This window comes from Parviterribacter kavangonensis (genome assembly GCF_056863335.1).
In genome coordinates this window covers 277,541-303,095 of sequence record NZ_JBXPJA010000003.1, presented here as the reverse complement: position 1 = coordinate 303,095, position 25,555 = coordinate 277,541, and the positions used below count along the sequence as shown (strand labels likewise).

The following is a 25,555-nucleotide window of genomic DNA, read 5'->3' as shown; positions in this document are numbered from 1 at the left end:
CGTGCCTCCGAAGCGCGGGCGCCTGTCACGCAGTGCCGAGTTCGAGCGGGTCTACCGCCATGGCCGCTCGCACGGCAACCGGCACCTCGTCCTCTACACCTTCCCGCGCGAGGCGGATCCGGCGCACCCCGACGCCACGCCGCGGCTCGGCCTGTCCGTGTCGCGGAAGGTCGGCGGCGCCGTCGAGCGGAACAAGGTCAAGCGACTGCTGCGCGAGGCGTTCGCGACGGAGGCGGAGCGGCTGCCGGCCGGGCACGACGTGGTGGTCGTCGCTCGTCCCGAGGCCCGCGAGCTCGCGGATCGCGAGGGGCTCGAGGGCATCCGCGGCGCTCTCGTCGAGCTCGTCGACAAGGCGTCGTCATGAAGTTCCTGCGCTCGCTCGCCGTCGCGCCGATCATCGCCTACCAGCGCGTCATCTCGCCGGCGCTGCCGCGCCGCTGCAAGTACGAGCCGACCTGCTCCGCCTACGCGGTCCAGGCGATTCGCGAGTACGGCATACTGCGCGGGCTGGTCCTGGCGGGCTGGCGCCTGCTGCGGTGCAACCCGTGGAGCCACGGGGGCTTCGATCCCGTCTCCGAGCAGCGGCTCTTCACCCGCCGTCCCTCTTCTTCCGCCGCATGAGTCCGATCCTCGCCAACATCCTCCAGCCCCTCATCGATGTCTTCGAGGAGGTCCTGAAGTTCTTCCACGACAACGTGGGCCTCAGCTGGGGGATGTCGATCATCGCGCTGACGGTGACGATCCGCGCGCTGCTCCTGCCTTTGACGCTCAAGCAGGTCAAGTCGATGCAGGCGCTGCAGCGCATCGCGCCGCACATGAAGGAAGTCCAGGCGAAGTACAAGGACGACAAGCAGCGCCAGAACCAGGAGATGATGAAGCTCTACCAGGAGCACAAGGTGAACCCGTTCGCCTCGTGCCTGCCGCTCCTGGCGCAGCTTCCCGTCTTCATCTCGCTCTTCTACATGCTCCGCGCGGACCTGCGGTTCGACATCTGCCCGAGCACGCAGGCGGCCGCCGGCGCCCCGCCGGCCGACACCGTCCCGTGCGGCTCGACCGACGCCTCGCAGTTCTTCTTCATCCCCGACATCACGGACAAGGCGACCGGCGGCGTTCTGATCGCGTTGATAGTCCTCTACGTCGGGACGCAGCTGGCCTCGTCGCTGCTCATGTCGATCTCCGCGGACAAGAACCAGCGGATGATCTTCCTGGCGCTGCCGTTCATCTTCATCCCGTTCGTCACGGGCTTCCCGGCCGGCCTGCTCGTCTACTGGATCACGACGAACACCTGGACCATCGTCCAGCAGTACATCGTCCGCAAGACGGTCGGGCCCGTGCGGCCCCCCGGTGGAGCCGACGGCGGTCCACCCGACGGTGGATCGAAGGGCCCGAGCGGCCCCAACGGGTCGGACGTCAAGGACGGCGCGAAGCGCAAGACCGAGCCGGTGCCCGCCGGCGCCGTAGCCGCCGGCACGCGCCGGACGTCGGCGCCCCCGCCCCCGCCCGGCAAGCGCAAGAAGAAGCGATCGGGACGGCGGCGCTAGATGGCTGCTGATCAGAAGTCCGCCGCCGAGGCGCTGCAGAGCCTGCTCGAGCGCATCGCCGACGCGCTCGACCTGGGCGCCACCGTGCGCGTCGAGGACGACGGCGAGACGCTGACCGGCGTCGTCGAGGCGAAGGACGTCGGGCTGTTCATCGGGCATCACGGCCAGACCATCGAGGCCGTGCAGCACCTGGCCCAGCGGGTCGCCGGCGACGTCGACGGCGAGCGCCGGCGGATCATCGTCGATGCCGCCGGCTACCGCGCCCGGCGCGAGCAGGTCCTGCATCGCCAGGCCGAGGAGGCCGCGGACAGCGCGCTGCGCACCGGCCGCCCCGTCGCTCTGGACGCGATGTCCTCGAGCGAGCGCCGGATCGTCCACGAGTTCCTCCGGGACCGTGGCGACGTCGAGACGCATTCCGAGGGCCAGGAGCCGGACCGGCACCTGGTCGTCTCACCGCTGTCCTCCTGACCTGCTTCAGTTTCACGTGTTGTTCCTCCGTGAAACAACACGCGTCTGATGCTCTCCGAGGTTGACCGCGGCCTCGTCGCCGGCCTGCTCGTCGGACAGGGCTCGTTCGGCGGCGACGGCAAGCAGCCGCAGATCACGCTGCGGATGCACGTGCGGCATGAGGCGCTCTTCCAGTGGCTGATGGCGCGGTTCCCCAGGACGCGGCTGTACGGGCCGTACCACCATGGGGAGCGGTCCTACTACCAGTGGATGGCGCGCGGGCAGGCGCTGGTCGAGGACGTGCTGCCGGTGCTGGAGTCGGTGGTGTCCGAGGAGCTCGACGGGCCGGCGGCCGAGAGGTTGCGAGAGATGCGGTCGAAGTACGCGGACTTCATCGCGCGGGCCGAGCGGCGGGCCGCTCTGGCCGCTGAGTCCTCCGACGGCTGAGCTCCGTTCGAAGACCGAAAGGAACGTGCACGGGGTCCGCCCAATCGAGAGGCGGTGCACGAACCTTTCGGTATGTGCGTAGGAACGTGCACAGCGCCTGGCGGATCCGGCCGCGGTGCACGAAACGATCGCTCAAGAGCCCCAAGAGCGAAACCATCGACAGCGGACCACGCCGGGGCCCGGGACGGCCGAGGCAACGAAGCGCGCTGGGCGCGAAGACTCGGTTGGGCGCGAGACGCGGCCGGCCCGGTGTCGCACGTTGCCAACCCCTCTGGCGCGCGAAAGACGGACCGAACGACCACGAACCGCAGAACCCCTCCCTCGCCGGCCCCCGCGAAGAACCGGCCAACGGAGAGCACCAAAAGGCCGCGTCGCGCCGGGACAACCATCATCCTGTCGCGGCGAATGACCCGCCTGGAAGAGCTCGCGACGACGCACGGATTGACGCGCGAAACGCAAGACGCGTTGCAGCAGCTCCTGGACACCGTCGCGAGCGACCCGACCGCCCCGACGACGGTTACGGACCCCGACGAGGCCATCGACGTCCACATCGCCGACTCGCTGAGCGGCCTCGAGATCACTCCGATCAGAGAGGCGGAGACGATCGCCGACCTCGGCGCCGGCGCCGGGTTCCCCGGGCTCGTCCTCGCTGCGGCGCTGCCGGAGGCGCGCGTGATCGAGATCGAGAGCGTCGGCAAGAAGGTCGACTTCATGACGCGCGCGATCGAGGCGGCGAACCTCACGAACGCGACAGCCGTCCACGCCCGCGCCGAGGAATGGAAGAACGGCATCGAAACGTGCGATGTCGTCACCGCAAGGGCGCTCGCCGACCTCCCGGTCCTCCTCGAGTACGCCGCGCCGCTGCTCAAGGAGAACGGGATGTTCGTCGCCTGGAAGGGCCGCCGGGACGATGACGAGGAGGGGCGCGGGAGCGTCGCAGCGTGCGAGCTCGGCCTCGAACTCGTTGAAGTCCGCAAGGTGCGGCCATTCGAGCGCGCTGAGAGCCGTCATCTCCACCTCTACTCGAAGGTTCGACCTACACCGCCCAGGTACCCCCGTCGTCCGGGAATGGCCCGCAAACGACCGCTTGGAGCCTCAAGTCGAGCGTGAGAGCTGCCCGTTCGGGCCCGAACGGTCGCGGTCGTCCGGCCGATGGCGGGAGTACCTTGGCGGTCGATGGGGACGGTCTACGCGATCGCGAATCAGAAGGGCGGCGTCGGCAAGACGACCACGGCGGTCAACGTCGCGGCGTGCATCGCCGAGGCCGGCTACCCGACGCTGCTGGTGGACATCGATCCCCAGGCGAACGCGACGGTCGCGCTGGGGGCGCCCAAGCACGGGCGGCCGAGCGTGTACGACGTGCTCGCGGGGGAGGCCGATGCCGCGGACGCGATCCGGGACACGGAGATCGAGCGGCTCAGGCTCCTGCCGTCCCATCCGGACCTCGCCGGCGCGACGGTCGAGCTCCCGCAGCAGCCCGGCTCCGAGCACCGGCTGCGCGACGCCCTCGCCCCTGTCCGGGAGCAGTTCGCCTACACGCTGCTCGACTGCCCGCCGTCGCTGGGGCCGCTGACGGTCAACGCGCTGGTGGCCGCCGACCGCGTCATCGTCCCTGTGCAGACCGAGTACTTCGCGCTCGAGGGGCTGGCGGGCCTGCTCGACACGCTCTCGCTGATCCAGCGCGAGCTCAACCCCCGCCTCACGGTCGCCGGGATGCTGCTGACGATGCACGACGCGCGGACGCGGCTCGGCCGCGACGTCGAGCGCGAGGTGCGCGAGCACTTCCCGTCGCTCGTGTTCCGCACGGTCATCCCGCGCAACGTGCGCGTCGGCGAGGCGCCGAGCTTCGGCGTCCCGGTCATCCACCACGACCCGCACTGCGCCGGGGCGGATGCGTACTTCGAACTTGCCAAGGAGGTGGCGCAGCGTGGGTGACCCGTTGCGTCAAGTCCTCTTGACGAGGAGTCAACGCCACACGGACGAAAGGCGACTTCCATGCTCGGCCGCGACGACCTTCGCACGGAAGTGACCAGAGCGAAGTCCGCTCCGAGCCGAGGGATGGGGCGCGGGCTTTCCGCGATCCTCTCGGTGTCCGACGCGCCGGTGGAGGGCGACGACCTCCGCGAGCTGCCGGTCGACCTCATCGCCCCCGGCGTCCACCAGCCGCGCAAGGCGTTCGACGACGCCGCGCTGCAGGCGCTCGCCGACTCGATCACCGAGCGCGGCGTGCTCCAGCCGGTGCTCGTCCGGCCGGTGCCGGGCGGGACGTACGAGCTCGTCGCGGGGGAGCGGCGCTGGCGCGCGGCGAAGCTGGCCGGCCTCGAGAAGGTGCCGGCGCTCGTCCGCGACCGCGACGACGCCCACGCGCTCGAGGTCGCCCTCATCGAGAACATGGCCCGGGAGGACCTCAACCCGATCGAGGAGGCGCGCGCGTGCGCGGCCCTGGTCGAGGAGCTCGGGCTCACCCGCGAGGACGTCGGCCGCCGCGTCGGCCGCAGCCGCGTCGCCGTCTCGAACCTCCTGCGCCTGCTCGACCTCCCCGACGACGCGATCAAGCTGCTCGAGGACGGCGACCTCTCCGAGGGCCACGGCCGGGCGCTGCTGCTCGCCGAGCACCACGACGCCCGCCGCCGGCTCGCGAAGACGGCGGTCGTCGAGGGCTGGTCGGTGCGGACGCTGGAGCAGAAGGCACGCGACGCGAACGGTTCGAACGCGGCACCGCGTCGCCGTCCGGTCGCCCCCGCCGCGCTTCATCCGGACCAGGAGGCGGCCATCGCCGAGATCGCCGAGACGCTCGGCGGAGCGCTCGGAACGGAGGTCCGCGTGCGCCCCTCCGGCACCCGCTTCCGCATCGAGCTGGAGGTCGCGACGATCGAGGAAGCGCACGCCCTCGCCGCCCGGGCGCGGAGGACTGGCGGCGCTACACTGCCGCACGACTGAGGGCGATTAGCTCAGTCGGTTAGAGCGCTTCTCTGATAAGGAAGAGGTCGGTGGTTCGAGTCCACCATCGCCCACTCGCGAAGGCCCGCTGACAGCGGGTCTTCTTCGTTCCCGGGGGATGGGCGCGGACGGATGGTCGAGTCGCGTACCCACTTCCTGGACGAACATCCGACTTCCACCCGGGTCGATCGTGGAAGAACCTTGAGCGGAGCCCCGCCTCTTCAGGGGCCTCGCCACCACGTTGCTCGACACCGCTCGTCCCCCGTCGCCCGCGATCGTCGGCCGGTTGCCGCTCGTTCTCGGCACAACGGCCGGCGCCTCCGCGCTCTTCACCGTGCTCGTGGCCGGCGTGCCGGACTTCCGCTTCGCGTTCCGCAGCCCCGAGACGCACGTGGCGATCGAGACGGCCGCGACGCTCGCCCCGGCGCTCGCCGCCGTGCTCAGCATCGGCCGGCTGCGGATGCACGCCTGCGTCGCCGACCTGCTCCTCACGGCCGCGCTGATCACCTTCGCGGCGACGAACCTCCTCTTCTCGCTGCTGCCCGCGCTGATCAGCGACTCGCCCGGCGGCTCGTTCGCGACGTGGGCGCCGGTCCTGGGCCGCGGCGTGGCCGCGGTGCTGCTGTGCTGGGCGGCGTTCGGCTCGCAGCGCCGGCTCCCGGATCCGAAGCGGTCGCTCGGACGGCTCGGGCTCGCGATCGGCGCGGGTGCCCTGACGATCGCCGCCTTCGCCTGGCTGGCCGGCCCATCGCTTCCGGACGCGATCGACCCGCAGCTCTCCCCCGAGTCGAGCAACCGACCACACGTCGTCGGCGCCCTGCCCGTGCTCGTCATCCAGCTCGCGACGATGGCCGTCTACGCAGCCGCCGCAGTCGGGTTCGCACGGCGCGCGGTCGTCGAGCGCGACGAGTTCAGCGCCTGGTTCGCGACCGCCACCGTGCTCGGCGCCTTCGCGCGCCTGAACTACTTCCTCTTCCCGTCGCTGTACTCCGAGTGGGTCTACACCGGGGACTTCCTGCGCGTCGGGTTCCATCTCGTCGTCCTCATCGGCGCCGTGCGGGAGATCTGGCGGATCCAGAAGGCCCAGGCGGTCGCGGCCGTGCTCTCGGACCGCCGCCGGATGGCGCGCGAGCTGCACGACGGCCTCGCGCAGGAGCTCGCGTTCATCGCGACGCACACGCAGCGGCTCGGCCTGCGCACGGTGGGGCGCCGGACCGATCAGGCGATCCTCGTCGACCAGCTGACGGAGGCGGCGCATCGTGCGCTCGACGAGGCGCGCGCGGCCATCGAGGTCCTGGCGACGCCGCTCGGCGAGCCGCTGCGCGACGCCATCGAGCGCGCGGCGGAGCATGCGGGCGAGCGGTACGGCGTCCGCGTTCGTGCAGTCGGCACGAGCGAGGTGGAGGTGCCCGCCGGCGTCCAGGACTCGCTCGTTCGCATCGTGCGGGAGGCCGTCTCGAACGCCGCGCGGCACGGGGAGGCGAGCGCGGTCGACGTCGAGCTGAGCGGCCCGGCGCCGCTGGTCATGCGGATCCGGGACGACGGGCGCGGCTTCGACGCCGCGTCCCCCAACGGGTCCGGCTTCGGGCTCACGAGCATGCGCGAGCGCGCCGGCGCGCTGGGCGGGGAGCTCAAGGTGACCTCGCAGCCGGGCGCGGGGACGACCGTCGAGGTGCGCATCCCGTGACGCGCACCGTGGTGCTCGCCGATGACCACCCGCCGACGCGGCGCGGCGTCCGCGCAGCGCTCGAGGCCGGCGGCTTCGTCGTCTGCGCGGAGGTCGGGACGGCCGACGAGGCGGTCACGGCCGTCGTGACCCACCAGCCCGACATCGCGCTCCTCGACGTGAACATGCCGGGCAGCGGCATCCGGGCCGCCGCGCGCATCGGCAGAGAGGCCGAGCAGACCGCCGTGGTGATGCTGACGGTCTCCCGTGACGACGAGGACCTGCTCGCCGCGTTGCAGGCCGGTGCTCGGGGCTACCTGCTGAAGGACACGAGCCCGGAGCGGCTGCCGCTGGCGCTCGAGGGCGTCTTGGCGGGGGAGGCGGCGTTGCCGCGGACGCTGGTGGCCAAGGTCATCACGGCGTACCGCGGCCGGCAGCAGAACCGCCGCCTGCCGCTCCTCCGCGATCGCGGCGTCCAGCTGACCGATCGGGAGATCGAGGTGCTCGACCTGCTCGCCGAGGGGCGGACCACCAGCTCCATCGCCGCCGCGCTGAGCGTGTCCCCGGTCACCGTCCGGCGGCACATCTCGTCGCTGCTGCACAAGCTCGGCGTGGGCACGCGCGACGAAGCGGTCGACCTCCTTCGCCGGCCGCGGTAGCCGCGCTCACACGAGCCCGAGCCGCACCGCCGCCACCGCCGCCTGCACCCGGTTCTCGACGCGGAGCTTCTGCAGGATCATCGAGACGTGGCTCTTGACGGTGCTCGGGCTCAGGAAGAGCCGCTCGGCGATCGCGGCGTTGTCGAGGCCGTCGACGAGCAGCTCGAGGATCTCGCGCTCCCGGCCCGACAGCTGGACCTCGCCGACGGCGGTCGTCCGCGCGCGCTCGCTGCGCAGGCGCTGCACCAGCCGCCGGTTGAGCTGCGGCGAGACGACGACCTCGCCGTGGATCGCGCACTCGATCGCCTCGCAGACCCGCTCGATCGCCGCGTCCTTGAGCAGGTAGCCCGCGGCGCCCTCCAGCAGCGCCTCGACCACGTCGTCCTCGCTGAGCGAGGCGGTGAGCACGAGCACCGCGGGCGCCGGCTCGAGCCGCCTGACCACCGCGGTCGCCTCGATGCCGGTCATCCCTGGCAGCGAGAGGTCCATCACCAGGACGTCCGGGCGGCGGTCCCGTGCCATGCGGACGCCTTCCTCGCCGGTGCGGGCCTGGCCGATGACGTCGAAGCCGTGCTCGCGCAGCAGCTCGGCGAGGCCGGAGCGGAAGAGGTCGTGGTCGTCCACGACGACGATGGAGGTCGGCCTCCCGTTTCGTCGCTCCTGGCTTTCGTCGGAGGTCGTCACACTGCGTCCTGCTCGGCTCAGCAGGACCGTACCGGTCGGTTCCCGTCTTCGTTGCCAGTTCCGCGTTCAACGTGTGAACGCAACGCTGCCTGCCCGGCCCATGGCCCCTCGCCGTGTCGGGCGAGAGAGTCGGTTCGTCGTCATGAAGCACTCCGCATCGTCCCGTTCCAGCGCGTCTGCGGCGGCCGCGCAGCCGGCCGATGCCTCGCTTCGCGCGCTCTCGGAGGTGGGCCTCCGCCTCCGGGAGCTGACGACCCGCCGACCCGGCGACGCCGCCCCGCCAACGCGCACCGAGGTCGAAGCCGTCCTCGGAGACGCCGCGGCGGTCTCGCTCGACCTCCAGCGGATCCTCTTGCGTGCCAAGCAGGCCCGCCGCGACGCGCTGCTCGCCGGCGGCACCGACCCGGCGGCCCTGTCGCTCGCAGTCGACCTCTCCGCGCAGATCGAGGAGACCAGCGACGGCATCGCCGTCCTCGACGGCCTCGTCGCCGCCGTGCGGCGCTCCTTCACGTCGCGAGATTGACCGTCAGCAGGCGGGATGGCGGCCCCGGCGGCCATCCCCGGTAGGACGCCCCCGGCCGGGTATGCTCCGGGAAGTGCAGGAGATGGTCATCTACGGGGTCTCCTTCGACATGGTGGGCAAGCAGCCCATCGTGCTTCTGAAGACAGTGGACTCGAACAAGTTCCTCCCCATCTGGATCGGCCATCCCGAGGCGGCCGCGATCCTGATGAAGCTCCAGGGAGCGAGCACGCCGCGCCCCATGACGCACGACCTCATGTGCGACATGCTGGGCGAGCTCGACGTGAAGTGCTCCCAGGTCTCGGTGACCGAACTGCGCGAGAACACGTTCTTCGCCACGATCACCCTGTCCATGAACGGCCGCGAGATCGAGATCGACTCGCGCCCCTCCGACGCCCTCGCCCTCGCCGTCCGCTCCGGAGCCCCGATCTTCGCGGCCGAGGAGGTCATCGCGGAGTCCGCGATCGAGTTCGAGCACGAGGTCGAGGACCAGGAGGAAGTGGTCGAGAAGTTCAAGGACTTCCTCGACCGCGTCAGCCCCGAGGACTTCCTCGGCGGCGACCCCAACGGCTGACCCGCCTCCGCGCCGCCGGCCTCTTAACGACGAAGGGACGCCCGAAGGCGCCCCTCCATCGCCGGAGATGCGACTGGCCCGCTACTTCACGATGTCGAAGTAGCCGTCCACGGCCGTGAACGAGGCCGGCGTGCTGTAGACGGTGACCTTGTACTTGCCGAGCGGCAGCGCGCCCGACGGGTACAGCGAGGTCTTCTTGCTGGACAGGTTGTAGATCCACTGCCCGGCAGCGCCGTCGAAGCGCATCAGGTCAGCGGCGTCCGGCACGCTCGCCTCGGTGGTCTCGTTCGGCGCCTCGGCGCCGGCGAGGTCCTGGTAGCGCGACAGCTTCACTCGCGGCTGGATCCCCGAGCCCACAGGGGCGCCGTTGCAGTCGGTGATCTTGATCTTGATCGGGAAGACGCTGCCGAGCTTGAAGTTGCTCGACTTGTCCGCGTTGATCGGCTGCAGGATCCCGCTGCCAGTTGAGTAGAGGAACGAGACGCTCCCCGTGGTCGCGGTCTCGGTGTCGCTGCCGGTGTCCTTGTCCGTGAGCGTGACCGAGGGCGTAAACGAGCCGGCCCCGTACGTGTGCGAGTAGCCCGTCTGCAGGCCGCGCGAGTTCAGCGAGAGTGACGTCGAGTTGGTGTCACCCCAGTTGATCGCGCCGGTCCACGGCGAGTCGTTCACGCCGGCGTCGTCGAACGAGAACTGCAGCCCGACCGAATTGCCGCCGAGGCACGCCACGCCCGAGTTGCCGGATAGCGAAAGCGGATCGATCACCGGTGCGACGTTGTTGACGCCGAGGGCGAACTGCGCCTGAGATTGGGCGGTGCCATCGCTGGCGGTGATCGTCACCGTCTGGCTCTGCGACGGGCCGTCAGTCGTCGCGTAAGACCACGACCAAGTGCCGCCCGATCCGGGCGTGACTGTCCCAACGGAGGCCGAGAGGTTGACGGGGTCGCCGTCGCTATCGCCGAACGTGCCGGAGTTCGTCGCCGTCGCGCCCTCGTTGACCGTCACGCTGGAGTTGTTCGCCGAGACGGTGGGCGCGTGGTTCGTGGGCGGCGGCGGGTTGTCCGGGTCGCAGTTGACGTTGACCATGAAGAACGGGCGACCACCGGCGTCGCTCTGGGCCGAGTAACCCGACTCGGCACCGACGACGTCGACGTAGACCTTGTACTGCTTGTCGTCCTCGATGGTGTCGTCGATCGACGTCTCGATATCGATCGCGAACGAAGGCGAATCGCCGTCCCATGGGTCGGGCACGCTCGGCGTTCCACCGACGAGGGCAGCGGAGATCTTCGGATCCTCTGGCGTGAACGTCACGCCGAGGTCCTCACCGGCCGTGAAGTGCTGAGAGGGCTGGTTCTCGGCGCCGGTGTACTTCACGACGATCTCGCCGGGAGCGGTCGCCGTGCAGGCGTAGGCGCCGGTCCCCGAGCCGAACACCGCGGGGCTCTTCCCGTTGTCGGCGGTGTCGCCGTCGGGCATCACCTGGTCGGCTGTGGCCAGGCTGATCACGCCGACCGCGCAGATGAGCGCGAAGGCTGATGTTGCGACGAGTCGCCGGAGCGACCGGAATGGGTTGAGCATGCGTGCCCCTTCGTCGAGTGCGCCAGCTGGCTCGACCAGCGTGCGGAGTTCTGGTGCGAGCCTCTCGACTCATCCGGCGCCGGTGCTAGGGGCCGAGTGGGTGAATGGTGTTCACGCGTGTGAACGGGAGTTGACGCAGGGAGGTTCCTCCCCGGCGGGGGCTCAGGTGGCCGGCGCGTGGCGTGAGAGCGCGAGGTCGAGCACGCGCTCGACGAACGTCTCGAAGGCGATGCCGGCGGCGTCGGCCGCCTGGGGGAGGAGCGACGTCTCGGTGAGGCCCGGCACGGGGTTGACCTCGAGGAGCTGGAGCGCGTCGTCGTCGCGGGAGCACATGAGGTCGACGCGTGCGAAGCCCTCGCAGCCGAGGAGCTCGTAGGCCGCGAGGGCCAGCTCCTGTGCTCGGGCGGTGACGGCGTCGCCGACCTCGGCGGGGCAGACGAACTCGGTTCGGCCGATCTCGTAGCGCGCGTCGAAGTCGTAGAAGTCGCGGTCGATCGGGACCGCCTCGACGACCGGGAGCGCCTGCCCGTCGAGCACCGACACGGCGAGGTCGCGGCCGTTGACGTAGCGCTCGAGCAGGACCTTCTGGTCGTAGGAGAACGCCGCGACCAACGCGGCCGGCACATCCGAAGCGGCGCGGGCGAACTTGATGCCGAGGGCGGAACCCTGCCGGGCCGGCTTGACCACGAGCGGGAACGCCAACCGCTCCTCGATCGCCGGCAGCGCGTCGGCGGCGCCGAGGTCGCGGAACGCCGTCTCCGACCACGCGAAGAAGTCCGGCGTCGGAAGCCCGGCGTCGCGGAAGGCGTGCTTGGCGAGCACCTTGTCGGCGCAGCGGATGCACGCGGAGACGCCCGACCCGGTGTACGGGATGCCGAGCACCTCGAGCAGCTCCTGGACCGTGCCGTCCTCGCCGTCGCGGCCGTGCAGCGCGACGAAGGCGACGTCCGGCGCCACATCGCGGAGCACGCGGACGAGGTCGTGCCCGACGTCGATCCCGATGGCTTCATGGCCGAGCCGCTCGAGCGCGTCCTGCACCCGAGCACCGGACCGCATCGACACCTCGCGCTCCAGCGAGCGCCCGCCCTTGAGGACGGCGATCCGGCTCATCCGCTCGCGCGGCGCTGCAGCGGCAGGACGTTCGTCGGCCCGGCCTCCGGCTGCGGGCGCGCCGGCCGCGGCGCCGGGGCCGCGGGACGCATCCCGGTGAGCGTGCCGTACAGCTCGACCTGCTCGCGAACGACCTCGCCGATGCGCCGCACGCCCTCGCGGATCTCGTCGTCGTCGACGCCCGAGAAGTTCAGCCGCATCGACGACGCCCCGCGGCCATCCAGGAACGCCGCCCGGCCGGGAACGAACGCGACGTTCTCCTGCAGCGCCCGCGCGAGCAGGTCGGTCGTGTCGATGAAGTCCGGCAGCGTCGCCCACAGGAACAGGCCGCCCTCGGGGTACGTCCAGGTCGACTGCTCGGGGAAGTGCTCGCCCAGCGCGTCGACCATGACGTCGCGCCGCCGCCGGTAGAGCTGGATGAGCGACCCGAGGTAGTCCTTCCAGCGGCCCTGCTCGAAGTACGCGGCGACGAACGCCTGCGTCAGCGACGACGAGCAGAGATCGGCGCCCTGCTTGCCGAGGTTCATCTTCTCGAGCACCGGCCGCGGCGCCGCCGTCCAGCCGAGCCGCACGCCCGGCGACAGGATCTTCGAGAACGTCCCGAGGTAGATGACGAACTCGCCGCCGTCGAGCGAGTACAGCGTGGGGAGCGCCTCGCCGCCGTAGCGCAGCAGCCCGTACGGGTTGTCCTCGAGGACGAGCAGCTCCCGCTCGGCCGCGATCTCGACGAGCCGGCGCCGCCGGTCGAGCGCCATCGTCACGCCGCCCGGGTTCTGGAAGTTGGGGATCGTGTAGACGAACTTCGGCGTGCGGCCCTCGCGGTCGAGACGGTCCAAGGTCGCCTCGAGCTCGTCGATCCGCATCCCCTCGTCGTCCATCGCGACCTGCACGACGTCGGCCTCGTAGGCGCAGAACGCCGGCACGGCGCCGGGGTACGTCGGCGCCTCGGCGACCACGACGTCGCCCGGGTCGAGCAGCGTCTTGCACACGAGGTCGATGACCTGCTGGCCGCCGGTCGTGACGAGCACGTCGTCGGGATCGACCTTCGTGTCCTCGGCCGCCATCACCTCGACGATGCAGTCCTTGACCGCGGCCATGCCCTCGGTCGGGCCGTACTGCAGCGCCTTCGCGCAGGACTCCGCGGCGACGCCCTGCATGATGGAAGCGAACGAGTCCGGTGGGAACGTCGACGTGTCGGGTAGACCGCCGGCGAGGGAGATCACCTCGGGACGTTCGGTGATCGCCATGAGGTCCCGCATCGCCGAGGACTTCATGACCTTCGTACGGCTCGCGAAGAGCCCCGCGTAGCGCTCGAGATCGCGGGCCGCCGGACGGGAGCGTTTCGAACTGGGGCTCATCTGGCAAGGTTCGCCGGGGCCGGGCAACCGTAGCGGACCATGGACACCATCTTCGACATCTTCACGGGCATCGGGCTGGCGCTTGCCGCCGGCATCCGCCCCTTCCTGCCGGGGCTCGTCGCGGGCGCACTTGCGTCCGCCGACGCGCTCATCGACTTCGACGGCACCGACCTGTCCTTCCTGGAGGACCCGGTCTGGCTGCTCGCCCTCGTGGTCGCGCTCATCGTCGTCGTCGTTCTGCAACGACGCGGCGAGACCTCCGTGGTCGTCTCGATCGTCGCCGGATTGGGGGTCGGCGTCGGCGCGCTGCTCTTCGCGGGCGCGCTCGCCGACCACTCCGACACGTGGTGGCCGGGCATCATCGGAGGCATCTTGTGCGCTCTGCTCGCCGAGCGGGCCGCACGCGCGCTCTTCGCCCGGGTTCGAGCCCGTCTCGACGCCGACGCTCGCAGCGCGCTGCCGGTCTACGCGGACGGCGCCTCGCTGCTGCTCGCGGCGCTCGCGATCGTCATCCCGCCCATCTCGATCATCGCGCTCGGCTTCATCATCTGGCTGCAGATCGGCGGCAAGCGGCGCGAGGGCGAGAAGTACGCGGGTCTGCGGATCCTCCGCTAGCCCCCGTGGCCGCCCCGAAGAAGCTCGTTCTGGCCGTCATCGACGGCCTCAAGCCGTCGGCGCTCGAGCGCGCGGTCGAGACCGGACGCGCACCGACGCTCGCCACGCTCATGGAGCGCGGGACGTACATCAGCAGCTGCGCGGCCGCGTTCCCCTCGGTGACTCCGGTGTGCGCGGCGGCGATCGCCACCGGGACGTTCCAGGACCGCCATCACATCCCGTCGATGAACTGGTGGTGGCGGGAGGAGCGCCGCTACGTCGAGTACGGCTCGAGCTTCGGCGCGGCGCGGCGGCTCGGCATCAACCGCCAGCTGGTCGACACCGTCTACCGGATGAACATGGAGCACCTGGCCGAGGACGCGCCGACCGTGTTCGAGTCGCTCGACGACGCCGGCGTGCGCACGGCCGGGACGACGTACCTGATGTACCGCGGCCGGCACGAGCACCTCGCCTCCCGCGACAGCGCACTGACGCGGATCGCGGGCCAGACGCTCTTCCGCCGCCCGATCCTCGGCCCCCGTGAGCTCTTCTACGCCGACCTCTACGCGAGCCAGAAGACGAACTGCCGCAGCCAGCTCGGCATGCCGGGCCTGCGCGATCAGCACACCGGCTGCGTCAGCGCCCACCTCGTCGAGCACGACCTCTTCGACTTCCTGCTCATGTCGCTGCCCGACAACGACACGCACTCGCACAAGTACGGCCCCGACGCCCAGGTCACGTCGATCCACGAGGCCGACCGGCAGCTCGAGCGCGTCATGCACGCCGGCGGCGGCCCGGACCGCTTCCTCGACGAGCACGCGGTGATCGTCGTCGCCGACCACTCGCACGCGCTGGTCGAGGAGAGCATCGACCTCTTCAAGGGGCTCAGCGACTTCGAGCTGACCGGCCCCGGCGGCGCCACGCCGGACGAGGGCGAGATCGCGATCTGCCCGGCCCAGCGCTCGGCGATGCTCTACGTGCTCGTGCCCGAGGCGCGCGAGACGCTCATGCCGCGGCTGCTGGAGGCGTCGCTCGCGGTCGACGGCGTCGAGCTCGCCATGCACCGCGCGGACAGCGTCGCCGTCGTCATGTCCACCGCCGGCGCGCTGACGTTCGCGCCCGGGGAGGAGGTGAGCGACGTGCGCGGCGGCCGCTGGGTCGTGCGCGGCAACCTCGAGGTCCTCGACGCCCGCATCGAGAACGGCGTGTTCCGCAGCGAGACGTTCCCCGACGCGCTCGCCCGCGTGTGGTCGGCGCTCGACTGCCCGACGTCGGGCGACGTGCTGCTGTCCGCGGCGCCCGGCTACGAGTTCCTCGACTGGGGCGGCGGCGACCACGTCGGCGGCGGCTCGCACGGCTCGCTGCACCGCAGCGACTCCCTCGGCGCGCTCATCCTGACCGGCCTCGACGTCGATGATCAGGAGCAGTGGTCGATCCGCGACATCGCTCCCCTGATCAGGACCCACTTCCAGGTACCCTCGACCGGGTGACCTCGGAGCAGCTCGCGGTCCCGCTCCGCCAGCGCGTCCGCGTCGGCATCCGCCACTCGCGCAACTGGTTCCAGCTCGTGCGCTTCGCGCTCGTCGGCGCCAGCGGCTACGTGGTGAACCTCGCGGTGTTCACGCTGCTCGTGCACGGCGCCGACGCGAACTACCGGCTCGCCGCGCTCGGCGCGTTCCTGGTCGCCGTCGCCAACAACTTCGTGTGGAACCGGCACTGGACGTTCCGGGCGCGCGCCGGCCACGCCGGGCACCAGTCGGCCCGGTTCCTCGCCGTCAGCGTCGCCGCCTTCCTCTACAACCTCGCCGTGCTCGAGCTGCTGGTCAGCGGCGCCGGGATGGCCGAGGTGCCGGCGCAGGCGCTGGCGATCATCGCCGCGACGCCGCTCAGCTTCCTCGGCAACAAGCTGTGGTCCTTCCGCGGGTGACCGTGCGGGCGGCGGCCGCCGCCCTGCTCGCGCTCCTGCTCCTCGCCGCTCCCGCCATCGCGCAGGAGCCGGTGCGGCCGAAGTCGCTCGACGACCCGCCCCAGTTCCACCGCCTGACCGGCAACGCGGTGCTGCGGATCGCCGACCGCAACGCGAAGGTCGTCGCCGAGCGCGCCAAGTACCCCGGCTCCACCCACGAGGTCTTCACGAAGGGCCCGGCGCGCTGGCAGGTCTCGTACTTCTCGAAGGGGCGCAAGAAGGAGATCGCGCAGGTGCTCGTCGACGACGCGTCGGGCGCGGTGCTGGAGGCGTGGACCGGCTTCCGCGTGCCGTGGACGATGGCGCGCGGCTACCCCGGCGCGTTCGGCCGCAAGGTCACGGCGCCGTACGTGTGGATCCCGCTGCTCGTCGCGTTCCTCGTCCCGTTCGTCGACGTCCGCCGCCCGTTCCGGCTGCTGCACCTCGACCTGCTCGTGCTCGCGAGCCTCTCGATCTCGCTCGCCTTCTTCATCGACGGCGACATCGAGGAGTCGGTGCCGATGTCGGTGCCGCCGCTCGTCTACCTGATGGGCCGCATGCTGTGGATCGGGCTGCGGCCACGCGCGCGCCTGCCGGCCGCGATGCCGAAGCTGCTCGTCCCGCACCGGTGGCTGCTGGTCGGGCTCGTCTTCCTGCTCAGCTTCCGCATCGGGCTGAACATCACGAACTCGAACGTCATCGACGTCGGGTTCTCCGGCGTGCTCGGCGCCGACCGGATCATGGACGGCAGCCCCCTCTACGGCGGCTGGCCGAAGGTCAACGAGCACGGCGACACGTACGGCCCGCTGACGTACCTGCTCTACATCCCGTTCGAGCAGCTGCTGCCGTGGAGCGGCGACTGGGACGACCTGCCGGCGGCGCACGCGGCGGCGGTCGCGTTCGACCTCGCGACGGTCCTGATGATGTTCCTGCTCGGGCGCAAGGTCGCAGGCGCGAAGCTCGGGATCACGCTCGCGTACGCGTGGGCGGCGTTCCCGTTCACGCTCTTCGCGCTGAACTGCAACGCCAACGACGCGCTCGTCGCGTTCCTCGTCTGCCTCGCGTTGTACGTCGCGGTGCCGGGGCGCGACCGCCCCGGGTGGAGCCTCGTGCGCGGCGGCGTGACCGCGGCGGCGGGGCTCGCGAAGTTCGCGCCGCTGGCGCTGGTGCCGCTGCTGGCGCTGCACGACGGCATGCGGCCGCGCAAGCTGCTCCTCTTCGCCGCCGGCTTCGTCGCGGTCGCGGCGGCGCTGCTGCTGCCGTTCGCGACGGACGTGTCGCTGTTCTACGACCGGACGATCGGCTTCCAGGCCGACCGCAACGCGCCGTTCTCCCTGTGGGGCCTCTACGACATCGATCGCGGATCCCTGTACATGACGGCGTTCGCGGTGATGCTGGCGTGCGGGCTGCCGTTCGTGCCGCGGCGCACCGACCTGGCCGGGCTCGCGGCGCTGTGCGCGGCGGTGCTCGTCGCGTTCCAGCTGTCGCTGACGTACTGGTTCTACCTCTACGTCGTCTGGTTCTTCCCGCTGGTCATGCTGGCGCTGCTGGCCCCGGCGCCGGCTTCCACGGCCGCCGCACCGCTTCGATCGACTCCGCCCGTCGTGGAGCGCCGGCCCGAACCAGCGCTCCCATGAGCCACGGGTCGTCCTCGGACGTGTCGAACCGCTGGCGCATCTGCTCGACGAAGCCGGCGATCGCCTGCTCCTTGCGCACGCCGATGACGCCGCCGCGCGGGCCGGTCATCCCGACGTCGCTCATGTAGGCGGTCCCCTTCGGCAGCACGCGCTCGTCGGCGGTCGGGACGTGAGTGTGCGTGCCGAGCACGGCGGTCACGCGGCCGTCGAGGTACCAGCCCATCGCGACCTTCTCGCTCGTCGCTTCGGCGTGGAAGTCGACGAGGACCTGGTCGGCCTTGCCGTCGAGCGAGCCGAGCACAGACTCGACCTCGTCGAACGGCGACCGCGCGGCGCTGAGGAAGATCGAGCCGCTGAGGTTCACGACCGCCAGCCGCGTCCCGTCACGCTCGACGATCGTCACGCCCCGGCCGGGGTGGCGGCGCAGGTAGTTCGCCGGGCGCACGATGCGCGGCTCGCGGTCGAGGTAGGGCAGGATCTCGCGGCGGTGGTAGGCGTGGTTGCCGAGCGTGATCGCGTCCACGCCGGCGGCGAGCAGCTCGTCGGCGATCGCCGGCGTCACGCCCAGGCCGCCCGCGCTGTTCTCCGCGTTGACGACGACGAACGTCGGCTGCAGCTCCTCGCGCAGGGCGGGAAGAAGTCCAAGGAGGGTGCGACGACCCAACCCCCCGACGACGTCCCCCACGAAGAGGATGCTGCTCATCGGCATCCTTCCCGAGTGATGAGCGCGCCGGAGTCCCAGCCCCCGCAGGTGCCACGGCCGGTGGTCGTCCCGCGCTGGGTGCAGCTGGCGACGCTGCCGGTGCTCCTGCTGATGCTCTGGGCGCTCGCACGCGCCGCCGGCGTCGTGCTGCTCGTCTTCATGGTCGCGGCCGTCATCGCGCTCATCCTGAACCCCATGGTGTCGTGGCTGCAGCGACGCCGCCTTCCCCGTGGCCTTGCGGTCGCCCTCGTGTACGTCGGGTTCTTCCTCACCGTCGCCGCCATCGGCGTCGTCCTGGCCAACCCGATCGCCGACCAGGTGTCCGCCTTCCAGCGCGACGTCCCGAACCTCATCGACGACGCGAACGCCTCGCTGCACGACCTCCAGCGCACGTTCGACGAGAAGGGCATCGACGTCGAGATCGAGGCGCAGGGGCAGAGCGCGCTCGAGACGCTGCGCGACCGCGTGCTCGAGGGATCGGGCGAGATCGTGTCGTTCACGGGCGGGCTGCTGCGCGAGCTCGTCACCGTCTCGGTGCAGCTCATCCTCGTGCTCGTCCTCAGCATCTACATGCTCGTGTACGGGCCGAAGATCGGCGACCTCGTGCGGTCGGTGATGCCGCCGGGCGACGGGACGGCCGAGGACGACTACCCGACGCGCGTGCAGAAGGCGGTGTCCGGCTACGTCCGCGGCCAGCTGCTCTTCAGCTTCATCATGGGCACGAGCGCGGGGCTCGCGCTGTGGATCTTCGGGACGCTCGGCATCTTCCCCGCAGGCAAGACGTACGCGCTGGCGTTCGGCGCGTTCTTCGGGGTGATGGAGCTGATCCCGTTCGTCGGGCCGTTCCTCGGCGCGCTGCCCCCGATGATCGTCGCCCTGTTCGACGAGCCGATCACCGCCGTGTGGGTCGGCCTGCTGTTCCTCGCGCTGCAGCAGCTCGAGGGCCACGTCGTCGCGCCGCAGGTCTTCTCGTACGCGCTGCGGATCAACCCGCTGCTCGTCATCTTCGCGCTGCTGTTCGGAGCGGAGATCTACGGCCTCGTCGGCGCGCTCATCGCGCTGCCGATCGCGGCGACCCTGCGCGAGACCGTCGTCTACCTCAAGCGCCACCTGGTCTTCGAGCCGTGGGGGACGATGCCGCTCGCGATGGCGGGCAACGGCGGGCGGCCACCGCCGTGCCCCGAGTGCGGCACGCCGCCCACGCCGGGCGACGCGTACTGCCGGCAGTGCGGAGCGCACCTGCCGACTAGCCTGCCGACCTCGTGATCGGCGCCCAGGAGCTCACCCGTCGCTACGGCGACCGCGAGGCGCTGCGCGCGGTGAGCTTCGCGGCTCGCGAGGGCGAGCGGCTGGCGGTCATCGGGCCGAACGGCGCGGGCAAGACCACGCTGCTGTCGATCCTCGGCGGGCTGCTCGAGCCGACGTCCGGCAGCGTCGAGCTGCCGTCCGGGGAGATCGGGTGGGTGCCACAGCAGGTCGCCGTCTACCGGAAGCTGTCCGTCGCCGAGAACCTGCGCCTGTTCGCGCGGCTCGAGAAGGTCCCGGACGTCGACGCCGCCGTGGCGCGCGCGCTCGAGCAGACCGGACTGGCCGAGCGCGCCGGCGACGAGCTCGGCACGCTGTCGGGCGGCAACCGCCAGCGCGTGAACATCGCGATCGGCCTCATCGCCGACCCGCCCGTGCTCCTGCTCGACGAGCCGTCCTCGGCGCTCGACCCGCGCCATCGCCAGCGCGTGTGGTCACTGCTCGAACGGCTCGCCGAGCGCGGCCGGACGATCGTCTTCGCGACCCACGACCTCGCCGAGGCCGCGCGGCACGCCGACCGCGTCCTCGTGCTCGCGGAGGGCGAGCTGCTCTTCACCGGCACGCCGGAGGAGCTCGAGGCGGCGGTCGGGCCGGCGAAGGACTTCGAGGCGGCGTTCGTGGCGTTCCTCGCCGAGAAGGGGCACTGAGCGGTGCGCTGGCTGCTCGTGAAGGACCTGCAGATCCTCCGGCGCTCGCCGCTGCTCGTCGTGCTGCTGGTCGCCTACCCCGTGCTGGTCGCGCTGCTCATCGGCTTCGCGCTGTCGGGCGGCCCCGCCAAGCCGCGCGTCGCGTTCGCCAACGAGGTGCCGGCCGGCGAGGGGCGGTTCCAGGTCGGCGGGGAGGAGCGCGACGCCGCCGACTACGCCGAGCGCCTCTTCGACGCCGTCGACGTCATCCGCGTCAAGGACCGCGCGGCGGCGATCGAGAAGGTGAAGTCCGGCGACGCGCTGGCGGCGCTCATCGTCCCGCGCGACGCGGGCGCGAAGCTGCGCAGCGCTCTGAGCCTCACCGGCTCGGGGGAGCGGCCGTCGGTCGAGGTCATCTACAACGGCGAGGACCCGGTCAAGCGGCGCTTCGTCGAGTCGACGATCCGCTCGCGCCTGAACGACGCGAACCTCGCGCTGGGCCGCGAGATCACGAAGGTCGGCGCCCAGTACCTCGACATCATCCTGCGCGGCGGGACGTTCGACCTCTTCCTGCAGAAGTTCGATGTCCTCGGGCTGCAGCGCGCGGCCGACATCGTGCGCCGCGCGCAGGCCGAGCTGCCCGCCGGCTCGCAGGCCCGCGCGGACCTCGGCCGCGTCGAGCGGTTCGCGGATCTCGCCGTCGACAACCTGAACCTCTCGGATCAGATCCTCGCGTCGATCGGCGAGCCGGTCACCGTCAAGCAGACCGTGCTGAACGGATCGCGCACGCCGCTCGACGCGTTCGCCGTCGCGGTGGCGGTGACGATCTCGCTCATGTTCGTCACGGTGCTGCTGGCGGCGGGCATGCTCGCGCTCGAGCGCGAAGAGCACGCGTTCGGCCGCCTCGTGCGCGGGCTCGTCACCCGCACGACGCTCGTCGCCGAGAAGGTGCTGCTGAGCGCGCTGTGCGCCTTCGGCCTCTCCGTGCTCCTGGTCTGCGGCCTCGGGCTGTTCGTCGACGTCGCGTGGGGCCAGGCGCCGCTGTGGCTGCTCACGCTGGCGCTGGCGGCGGTGGCCTTCGGCGCGATGGGCGTCGCGATCGGCGGCCTGGCCCGCGAGGTCCGCGCCGCGTCGCTGCTCGCGTTCCTGCTGTCGCTGCCGATCGCGTTCCTCGCGCTCGTCCCGAGCGGGTCGGTCGCCCCGGCGGTCTACGACGTCATCCGCGTCGTGTCCGCGCTCTTCCCGTTCCGCCCGGCCCTCCACGCGCTCGACGCGACGCTCAACGACACGGGCCGGTCGGTCGCCGGCCCGCTGCTCCACCTCCTCGCGCTGGCCGCCGCCTACGGAGCGATCGCACGGCTCGCTCTGCGTCGATTCGCCTGACCAGGGCTACGCTTGGTTCCTGATGGCCTTCCCGGAAACGCGCCTGCGCCGCCTGCGCCGCACGAGCCCGCTGCGGAACCTCGTGCGCGAGACGCGGCTGGATGCCGGCGACTTCGTCTACCCGCTCTTCGTCGAGTCCGGCCTCGACGGGCGCCAGGCGATCTCGGCGATGCCGGGCGTCGACCGGCTGTCGATCTCCGAGGCGGTCCGCGATGCCGGCGAGGCGGCCGCGCTCGGGCTCGGCGGGATCATCCTCTTCGGCATCCCGGCCGACAAGGACCCCGAGGGCACCGGCGCCTACGACGACGAGGGGATCGTCCAGCTCGCGACGCGCGCGATCAAGGACGCGCACCCCGACCTGCTCGTCATGACCGACGTGTGCCTCTGCGAGTACACGAGCCACGGGCACTGCGGCCTTCTTCGCACCGATGGCACCGTCGACAACGACACGAGCGCCGAGCTCATCGCCCGCACCGCCGTCTCGCAGGCCAAGGCCGGCGCGGACATCGTGGCGCCAAGCGACATGATGGACGGGCGCGTCGGGTTCGTCCGCCGGGCGCTCGACGACGAGGGCCTCACCGACGTGCCGATCGTCGCCTACAGCGCGAAGTTCGCCTCCGCCTTCTACGGGCCGTTCCGCGAGGCGGCCGACTCGACGCCCGCGTTCGGCGACCGCCGCGGCTACCAGATGGATCCGGCCAACGGCGACGAGGCGCTGCGCGAGACGCTGCTCGACGTCCAGGAGGGCGCCGACGTCGTCATGGTCAAGCCCGCGCTGCCGTACCTCGACGTCATCCGCCGCGTGAAGGACGAGACGCGCATGCCCGTCGCCGCGTACAACGTCAGCGGCGAGTACTCGATGGTCAAGGCCGCCGTCGCGGCCGGCCACCTCGACGAGCGCGCGACGGTCCTCGAGACGCTCACCTCCATCCGGCGCGCCGGCGCCGACATCGTCATCACCTACCACGCCAAGGACGCCGCCCGATGGCTTCAGTAGCCCAGCCGAAGGTCCGCAGCCGCAAGGACGGCGCCGCCCGCCCGCTCGACGACCTCGACAAGAGGCTGCTCAACCTCATGCAGGGCCGCTTCCCGCTCGAGCAGCGCCCCTACGCCGCCGTCGCGCGCGAGGCGGGGATCAGCGAGGAGCAGGCGATCGAGCGCGTGAAGGCGCTGCTCAAGGACCGGATCATCCGCCAGGTCACGCCGATCTACGACACCCGCGCGTTCGGCTACGGCTCGATGCTCGTCGCGGCCAAGGTCGACCCGGAGCACCCGTGGCGCGCGGGGAAGGTCATCAACGCTCACCCCGGCGTCAGCCACAACTACCTACGCAACCACGACTTCAACATGTGGTTCACGATCGCGGTCGAGGAGGACTCGAAGCTCGGCCTCGACGGCACGCTCGAGGTGCTCGCGAAGGAGGCCGGCGCGGAGTCGATCCGCCAGCTGCCGACGCTGACGCTCTTCAAGATCCGCATGGACCTCGAGATGGAGGGCGGCACGCAGGACCTCGCCTCGAAGGTCGAGGCGGTCACGCCCGCGCCGACCGAGAAGGTGCCGTTCGACGAGCTCGACAAGGCCGTCGTGCGCGCGACGCAGGGCGACATGCCGATCGTCCCCGAGCCGTACGCGGACGCGGCGAAGGAGCTGGGCGTGACGCAGGACGCGCTGCTCGAGCACCTCGCCGGCATGAAGGACCGCGGCCTGCTGCGCCGCGTCGCCGCGATCCTCTTCCACCGCCGCGCCGGCTTCAGCGCGAACGGCATGGGCGTCTGGAAGGTGCCCGAGGACAAGATCGCCGAGATCGGCCCGCAGATGGCCGCCTACCGCGGGATCAGCCACTGCTACCAGCGCCCGACCTACGAGGACTGGCCGTACTCCGTCTTCACCATGGCCCACGGCCGGTCGAAGGAGGAGTGCGACGCGATCCTCGACGCGATCGCCGACGAGTTCGGCATCACCGAGCGCGCGACGCTCTACAGCTCCACCGAGTTCAAGAAGATCCGCCTCCTGTACTTCACGGAGGACTTCAAGAACTGGGAGCGCGAGCACGCCGGGGTCTAGTGGTCCCGACCATGAACACCCACGCCGTCTGGCGCCCGGTGATCACCGCCTGGCGTCGTCCTCGACCGCTCGAAATGCCGGAGGCATTCCTTCGGGTCTGCGTCCTCGCCAGCCGGCGCCACCGAACGCCAGGACGCCGCGCGTGTCCATGATCGGAACCACTCGGCCGTGACGGTCTCGCTCCGCGACACCAAGTCGTCCGCGCTGTACGGGCGGGCGCTGCAGTACCTCCCCGGCGGCGTCAACTCGCCGGTCCGGGCGATGCAGTCCATCGGCCGCGACCCGATCTTCGTCGACCGCGCCGACGGCGCCGAGCTGCAGGACGTCGACGGCAACCGCTACGTCGATTGGATGATGTCGTGGGGCCCGCTGATCCACGGGCACGCGCATCCGGAGATCCTCGAGGCCGTCCGCGGCGCGGCCGACCACGGCACGACGTTCGGCGCGCCGACCGCGGGTGAGGTCGACCTCGCCGAGGAGATCTCGCGCCGCATGCCGTCGGTCGAGATGGTCCGCATGACCTCCAGCGGCACCGAGGCGTCGATGAGCGCGATCCGCCTCGCTCGCGCCGCGACCGGCCGCGAGAAGCTCCTGAAGTTCGCGGGCGCCTACCACGGGCACGTCGACGGGCTGCTCGCCGAGGCCGGCTCCGGTCTCGCGACGCAGGGCATCCCCGCCAGCCCCGGCGTCCCGCAGGCCGCGACGGCGAACACGATCATCGTGCCGTGGAACGACCCCGAGGCGGTCGTGAAGGCCACGGAGGAGCACGAGCTCGCCGCGATCCTCGCCGAGCCGTACCCGGCCAACATGGGGCTCGTCCCGCCCACGGAGGGGTTCCTCGAGCTGCTGCGCGACCGTGCGACGGAGAGCGGCGCGCTGCTCGTCTTCGACGAGGTCATCACCGGCTTCCGCGTCGGGCCCGGCGGCGCGCAGGAGCTCACCGGCGTCACGCCCGACCTGACCGTCATGGGCAAGGTCATCGGCGGCGGCCTGCCCGCCGCGGCGTACGGCGGCAAGCGGTCGCTCATGGAGATGGTCGCCCCCGCCGGCGACGTCTACCAGGCGGGGACGTTGTCAGGGAACCCCCTTGCCGTCGCGGCGGGCCTGGCGACGCTGGCCATGCTCGACGAGCAGGCCTACCTGCGCCTCGCCCACACCACCGACGCGCTCGCGAACGGGCTGCGAGAGGCCGCGGCGAGCGCCGGCCGCACGCTGCAGGTCTCGAGCGTGGTCGGGCTCGTCACGCCGTTCTTCGCCGACGAGCCGGTCCGCACGTACGAGGACGCCAAGGCGGCCGACCGCGACGCCTACGCAGCGTGGGCGCGCGCCCTCCTGGGCCGCGGCGTCTACCCGCCGCCGTCGGCGTTCGAGGCCTGGTTCCCCTCGCTGGCCCACACGCCCGAGCACATCGAGCGCACGGTCGAGGCCGCCGCCGCGGCGTTCGCGGAGATCGCATGAGCGATCCCGCGTTCGAGGCCGTCCACGAGGGCTGGCTGCTGCACAGCGAGGGCCGCGGGCGGACGCTCGCACCCGACGACCCCGACCTCGCGCTGCTCGAGGGCGACCGCCTGTACGCCGACGGGCTCGAGCAACTGGCTGCTCGCGGCGACCTCGCCGCGATCTCCCTGCTCGCCGACGTGATCTCGATGTGTGCGCGATCTCACGCGGAGGACAGGCCCACGCTGTCGCATGATGCATGGGCGAAGACGGCGCTCGGCGGCGCCGGACGCACGTCGGCGCGTCCCTGCTCTCCCGAGCGGTAGATTCCCCGGTCCTT

The 25,555-nt window shown here is 71.3% G+C and carries 28 protein-coding genes and 1 tRNA gene; 24 read left to right on the top strand and 5 right to left on the bottom strand.

Going from position 1 to position 25,555, the window contains the following annotated elements; genetic code table 11:
• The first annotated feature begins 1 nt into the window (after position 1).
• The 11 genes from rnpA (at position 2) to AC1UE4_RS21275 (ending at position 7,700) form a co-directional block, all read left to right on the top strand.
• Positions 2–364 (top strand): ribonuclease P protein component, encoded by a 363-nt coding sequence (rnpA, locus tag AC1UE4_RS21325; protein ID WP_482919344.1) that lies wholly within the window; start codon positions 2–4, stop codon positions 362–364.
• A complete protein-coding gene (yidD, locus tag AC1UE4_RS21320) occupies positions 361–621 on the top strand; it encodes a membrane protein insertion efficiency factor YidD (RefSeq protein ID WP_482919343.1) in 261 nt (86 codons plus the stop codon). The genes rnpA and yidD overlap by 4 nt, the downstream gene beginning before the upstream one ends.
• Entirely contained in the window at positions 618–1,541 is a 924-nt protein-coding gene (locus tag AC1UE4_RS21315) for a YidC/Oxa1 family membrane protein insertase (protein ID WP_482919342.1), read from the top strand. The genes yidD and AC1UE4_RS21315 overlap by 4 nt, the downstream gene beginning before the upstream one ends.
• Positions 1,542–2,009 carry a Jag family protein gene (locus tag AC1UE4_RS21310; protein ID WP_482919341.1) on the top strand — a complete coding sequence of 156 codons (468 nt, stop codon included), beginning with the start codon at positions 1,542–1,544 and terminating at the stop codon, positions 2,007–2,009.
• A 48-nt stretch (positions 2,010–2,057) separates the two neighbouring features.
• Complete coding sequence (locus AC1UE4_RS21305) at positions 2,058–2,435, top strand: hypothetical protein (protein ID WP_482919340.1); 378 nt, start codon at positions 2,058–2,060, stop codon at positions 2,433–2,435.
• A 249-nt stretch (positions 2,436–2,684) separates the two neighbouring features.
• On the top strand, positions 2,685–3,545 hold the full coding sequence (gene rsmG / locus AC1UE4_RS21300; protein WP_482919339.1) for a 16S rRNA (guanine(527)-N(7))-methyltransferase RsmG: 861 nt from the start codon (positions 2,685–2,687) through the stop codon (positions 3,543–3,545).
• A 66-nt stretch (positions 3,546–3,611) separates the two neighbouring features.
• Positions 3,612–4,370: a ParA family protein gene (locus AC1UE4_RS21295; protein WP_482919338.1), complete on the top strand. Its 759-nt coding sequence runs from the start codon at positions 3,612–3,614 to the stop codon at positions 4,368–4,370.
• 123 nt (positions 4,371–4,493) lie between these two features.
• Entirely contained in the window at positions 4,494–5,375 is an 882-nt protein-coding gene (locus AC1UE4_RS21290; protein WP_482919337.1) for a ParB/RepB/Spo0J family partition protein, read from the top strand.
• Positions 5,376–5,449: transfer RNA gene (locus AC1UE4_RS21285), tRNA-Ile, on the top strand. It abuts the gene before it with no gap.
• 212 nt (positions 5,450–5,661) lie between these two features.
• Positions 5,662–7,062 (top strand): sensor histidine kinase, encoded by a 1,401-nt coding sequence (locus tag AC1UE4_RS21280; RefSeq protein WP_482919336.1) that lies wholly within the window; start codon positions 5,662–5,664, stop codon positions 7,060–7,062.
• The gene (locus AC1UE4_RS21275; protein WP_482919335.1) at positions 7,059–7,700 is read left to right on the top strand and encodes a response regulator; all 642 of its coding nucleotides are present in this window, start codon (positions 7,059–7,061) and stop codon (positions 7,698–7,700) included. The genes AC1UE4_RS21280 and AC1UE4_RS21275 overlap by 4 nt, the downstream gene beginning before the upstream one ends.
• A gap of 6 nt (positions 7,701–7,706) precedes the next feature.
• Here AC1UE4_RS21275 and AC1UE4_RS21270 read toward each other — a convergent pair whose 3' ends face one another.
• Entirely contained in the window at positions 7,707–8,324 is a 618-nt protein-coding gene (locus AC1UE4_RS21270; RefSeq protein WP_482919334.1) for a response regulator, read from the bottom strand.
• Positions 8,325–8,610: 286 nt separating this feature from the next.
• Here AC1UE4_RS21270 and AC1UE4_RS21265 point away from each other — a divergent pair, with 286 nt between their 5' ends.
• Both AC1UE4_RS21265 and AC1UE4_RS21260 read left to right on the top strand, forming a co-directional pair.
• Positions 8,611–8,907 carry a hypothetical protein gene (locus AC1UE4_RS21265; RefSeq protein ID WP_482919333.1) on the top strand — a complete coding sequence of 99 codons (297 nt, stop codon included), beginning with the start codon at positions 8,611–8,613 and terminating at the stop codon, positions 8,905–8,907.
• A gap of 82 nt (positions 8,908–8,989) precedes the next feature.
• Positions 8,990–9,478 (top strand): bifunctional nuclease family protein, encoded by a 489-nt coding sequence (locus AC1UE4_RS21260; protein ID WP_482919802.1) that lies wholly within the window; start codon positions 8,990–8,992, stop codon positions 9,476–9,478.
• 81 nt (positions 9,479–9,559) lie between these two features.
• On the opposite strand, the gene AC1UE4_RS21255 is transcribed toward AC1UE4_RS21260, so the two are convergent.
• From AC1UE4_RS21255 to AC1UE4_RS21245, 3 genes are all read right to left on the bottom strand, one after another.
• The gene (locus AC1UE4_RS21255) at positions 9,560–11,053 is read right to left on the bottom strand and encodes an Ig-like domain-containing protein (protein ID WP_482919332.1); all 1,494 of its coding nucleotides are present in this window, start codon (positions 11,051–11,053) and stop codon (positions 9,560–9,562) included.
• A gap of 162 nt (positions 11,054–11,215) precedes the next feature.
• Positions 11,216–12,163, bottom strand: a complete 948-nt coding sequence (locus AC1UE4_RS21250; RefSeq protein WP_482919331.1) for a D-alanine--D-alanine ligase family protein — start codon at positions 12,161–12,163, stop codon at positions 11,216–11,218.
• Entirely contained in the window at positions 12,160–13,521 is a 1,362-nt protein-coding gene (locus AC1UE4_RS21245; protein WP_482919330.1) for an aminotransferase-like domain-containing protein, read from the bottom strand. Before AC1UE4_RS21245 ends, AC1UE4_RS21250 begins: the two co-directional genes overlap by 4 nt.
• A gap of 39 nt (positions 13,522–13,560) precedes the next feature.
• Between AC1UE4_RS21245 and AC1UE4_RS21240 the strand changes: the two genes are divergently transcribed.
• The 4 genes from AC1UE4_RS21240 to AC1UE4_RS21225 are packed head-to-tail and all read left to right on the top strand — an operon-like array spanning position 13,561 to position 17,697.
• Positions 13,561–14,136, top strand: a complete 576-nt coding sequence (locus AC1UE4_RS21240; protein WP_482919329.1) for a DUF4126 family protein — start codon at positions 13,561–13,563, stop codon at positions 14,134–14,136.
• 5 nt (positions 14,137–14,141) lie between these two features.
• A complete protein-coding gene (locus AC1UE4_RS21235) occupies positions 14,142–15,605 on the top strand; it encodes an alkaline phosphatase family protein (protein ID WP_482919328.1) in 1,464 nt (487 codons plus the stop codon).
• Positions 15,602–16,042, top strand: coding sequence for a GtrA family protein (locus tag AC1UE4_RS21230; RefSeq protein ID WP_482919327.1), 441 nt, complete (start codon positions 15,602–15,604; stop codon positions 16,040–16,042). Before AC1UE4_RS21235 ends, AC1UE4_RS21230 begins: the two co-directional genes overlap by 4 nt.
• Complete coding sequence (locus tag AC1UE4_RS21225; RefSeq protein ID WP_482919326.1) at positions 16,039–17,697, top strand: hypothetical protein; 1,659 nt, start codon at positions 16,039–16,041, stop codon at positions 17,695–17,697. The genes AC1UE4_RS21230 and AC1UE4_RS21225 overlap by 4 nt, the downstream gene beginning before the upstream one ends.
• Here AC1UE4_RS21225 and AC1UE4_RS21220 read toward each other — a convergent pair.
• The gene (locus AC1UE4_RS21220; protein WP_482919325.1) at positions 17,594–18,400 is read right to left on the bottom strand and encodes a TIGR00282 family metallophosphoesterase; all 807 of its coding nucleotides are present in this window, start codon (positions 18,398–18,400) and stop codon (positions 17,594–17,596) included. The two genes, AC1UE4_RS21225 and AC1UE4_RS21220, sit on opposite strands and share 104 nt — an antisense overlap.
• A gap of 18 nt (positions 18,401–18,418) precedes the next feature.
• Between AC1UE4_RS21220 and AC1UE4_RS21215 the strand changes: the two genes are divergently transcribed.
• From AC1UE4_RS21215 to AC1UE4_RS21185, 7 genes are all read left to right on the top strand, one after another.
• Positions 18,419–19,666 carry an AI-2E family transporter gene (locus AC1UE4_RS21215; protein WP_482919324.1) on the top strand — a complete coding sequence of 416 codons (1,248 nt, stop codon included), beginning with the start codon at positions 18,419–18,421 and terminating at the stop codon, positions 19,664–19,666.
• A complete protein-coding gene (locus AC1UE4_RS21210) occupies positions 19,663–20,352 on the top strand; it encodes an ABC transporter ATP-binding protein (RefSeq protein ID WP_482919323.1) in 690 nt (229 codons plus the stop codon). Before AC1UE4_RS21215 ends, AC1UE4_RS21210 begins: the two co-directional genes overlap by 4 nt.
• Before the next feature lie 3 nt (positions 20,353–20,355).
• A complete protein-coding gene (locus tag AC1UE4_RS21205; RefSeq protein ID WP_482919322.1) occupies positions 20,356–21,714 on the top strand; it encodes an ABC transporter permease in 1,359 nt (452 codons plus the stop codon).
• A gap of 22 nt (positions 21,715–21,736) precedes the next feature.
• Entirely contained in the window at positions 21,737–22,711 is a 975-nt protein-coding gene (hemB, locus tag AC1UE4_RS21200) for a porphobilinogen synthase (protein ID WP_482919321.1), read from the top strand.
• Positions 22,699–23,778 (top strand): siroheme decarboxylase subunit alpha, encoded by a 1,080-nt coding sequence (gene ahbA / locus AC1UE4_RS21195; protein ID WP_482919320.1) that lies wholly within the window; start codon positions 22,699–22,701, stop codon positions 23,776–23,778. Before hemB ends, ahbA begins: the two co-directional genes overlap by 13 nt.
• A gap of 168 nt (positions 23,779–23,946) precedes the next feature.
• The gene (hemL, locus tag AC1UE4_RS21190) at positions 23,947–25,236 is read left to right on the top strand and encodes a glutamate-1-semialdehyde 2,1-aminomutase (RefSeq protein ID WP_482919319.1); all 1,290 of its coding nucleotides are present in this window, start codon (positions 23,947–23,949) and stop codon (positions 25,234–25,236) included.
• Positions 25,233–25,541, top strand: a complete 309-nt coding sequence (locus AC1UE4_RS21185; protein WP_482919318.1) for a hypothetical protein — start codon at positions 25,233–25,235, stop codon at positions 25,539–25,541. Before hemL ends, AC1UE4_RS21185 begins: the two co-directional genes overlap by 4 nt.
• Positions 25,542–25,555: the final 14 nt, after the last annotated feature.

What these genes read in the sequence shown, in the direction of transcription:
- yidD (WP_482919343.1), top strand. Translation starts at nt 361, where the DNA reads ATGAAGTTCCTGCGCTCGCTCGCCGTCGCGCCGATCATCGCCTACCAG.
- AC1UE4_RS21315 (WP_482919342.1), top strand. Translation starts at nt 618, where the DNA reads ATGAGTCCGATCCTCGCCAACATCCTCCAGCCCCTCATCGATGTCTTC.
- AC1UE4_RS21310 (WP_482919341.1), top strand. Translation starts at nt 1,542, where the DNA reads ATGGCTGCTGATCAGAAGTCCGCCGCCGAGGCGCTGCAGAGCCTGCTC.
- AC1UE4_RS21305 (WP_482919340.1), top strand. Translation starts at nt 2,058, where the DNA reads ATGCTCTCCGAGGTTGACCGCGGCCTCGTCGCCGGCCTGCTCGTCGGA.
- AC1UE4_RS21295 (WP_482919338.1), top strand. Translation starts at nt 3,612, where the DNA reads ATGGGGACGGTCTACGCGATCGCGAATCAGAAGGGCGGCGTCGGCAAG.
- AC1UE4_RS21290 (WP_482919337.1), top strand. Translation starts at nt 4,494, where the DNA reads ATGGGGCGCGGGCTTTCCGCGATCCTCTCGGTGTCCGACGCGCCGGTG.
- AC1UE4_RS21260 (WP_482919802.1), top strand. Translation starts at nt 8,990, where the DNA reads ATGGTCATCTACGGGGTCTCCTTCGACATGGTGGGCAAGCAGCCCATC.
- AC1UE4_RS21255 (WP_482919332.1), bottom strand. Translation starts at nt 11,053, where the DNA reads ATGCTCAACCCATTCCGGTCGCTCCGGCGACTCGTCGCAACATCAGCC.
- AC1UE4_RS21250 (WP_482919331.1), bottom strand. Translation starts at nt 12,163, where the DNA reads ATGAGCCGGATCGCCGTCCTCAAGGGCGGGCGCTCGCTGGAGCGCGAG.
- AC1UE4_RS21245 (WP_482919330.1), bottom strand. Translation starts at nt 13,521, where the DNA reads ATGAGCCCCAGTTCGAAACGCTCCCGTCCGGCGGCCCGCGATCTCGAG.
- AC1UE4_RS21240 (WP_482919329.1), top strand. Translation starts at nt 13,561, where the DNA reads ATGGACACCATCTTCGACATCTTCACGGGCATCGGGCTGGCGCTTGCC.
- AC1UE4_RS21220 (WP_482919325.1), bottom strand. Translation starts at nt 18,400, where the DNA reads ATGAGCAGCATCCTCTTCGTGGGGGACGTCGTCGGGGGGTTGGGTCGT.
- AC1UE4_RS21215 (WP_482919324.1), top strand. Translation starts at nt 18,419, where the DNA reads ATGAGCGCGCCGGAGTCCCAGCCCCCGCAGGTGCCACGGCCGGTGGTC.
- hemB (WP_482919321.1), top strand. Translation starts at nt 21,737, where the DNA reads ATGGCCTTCCCGGAAACGCGCCTGCGCCGCCTGCGCCGCACGAGCCCG.
- ahbA (WP_482919320.1), top strand. Translation starts at nt 22,699, where the DNA reads ATGGCTTCAGTAGCCCAGCCGAAGGTCCGCAGCCGCAAGGACGGCGCC.
- AC1UE4_RS21185 (WP_482919318.1), top strand. Translation starts at nt 25,233, where the DNA reads ATGAGCGATCCCGCGTTCGAGGCCGTCCACGAGGGCTGGCTGCTGCAC.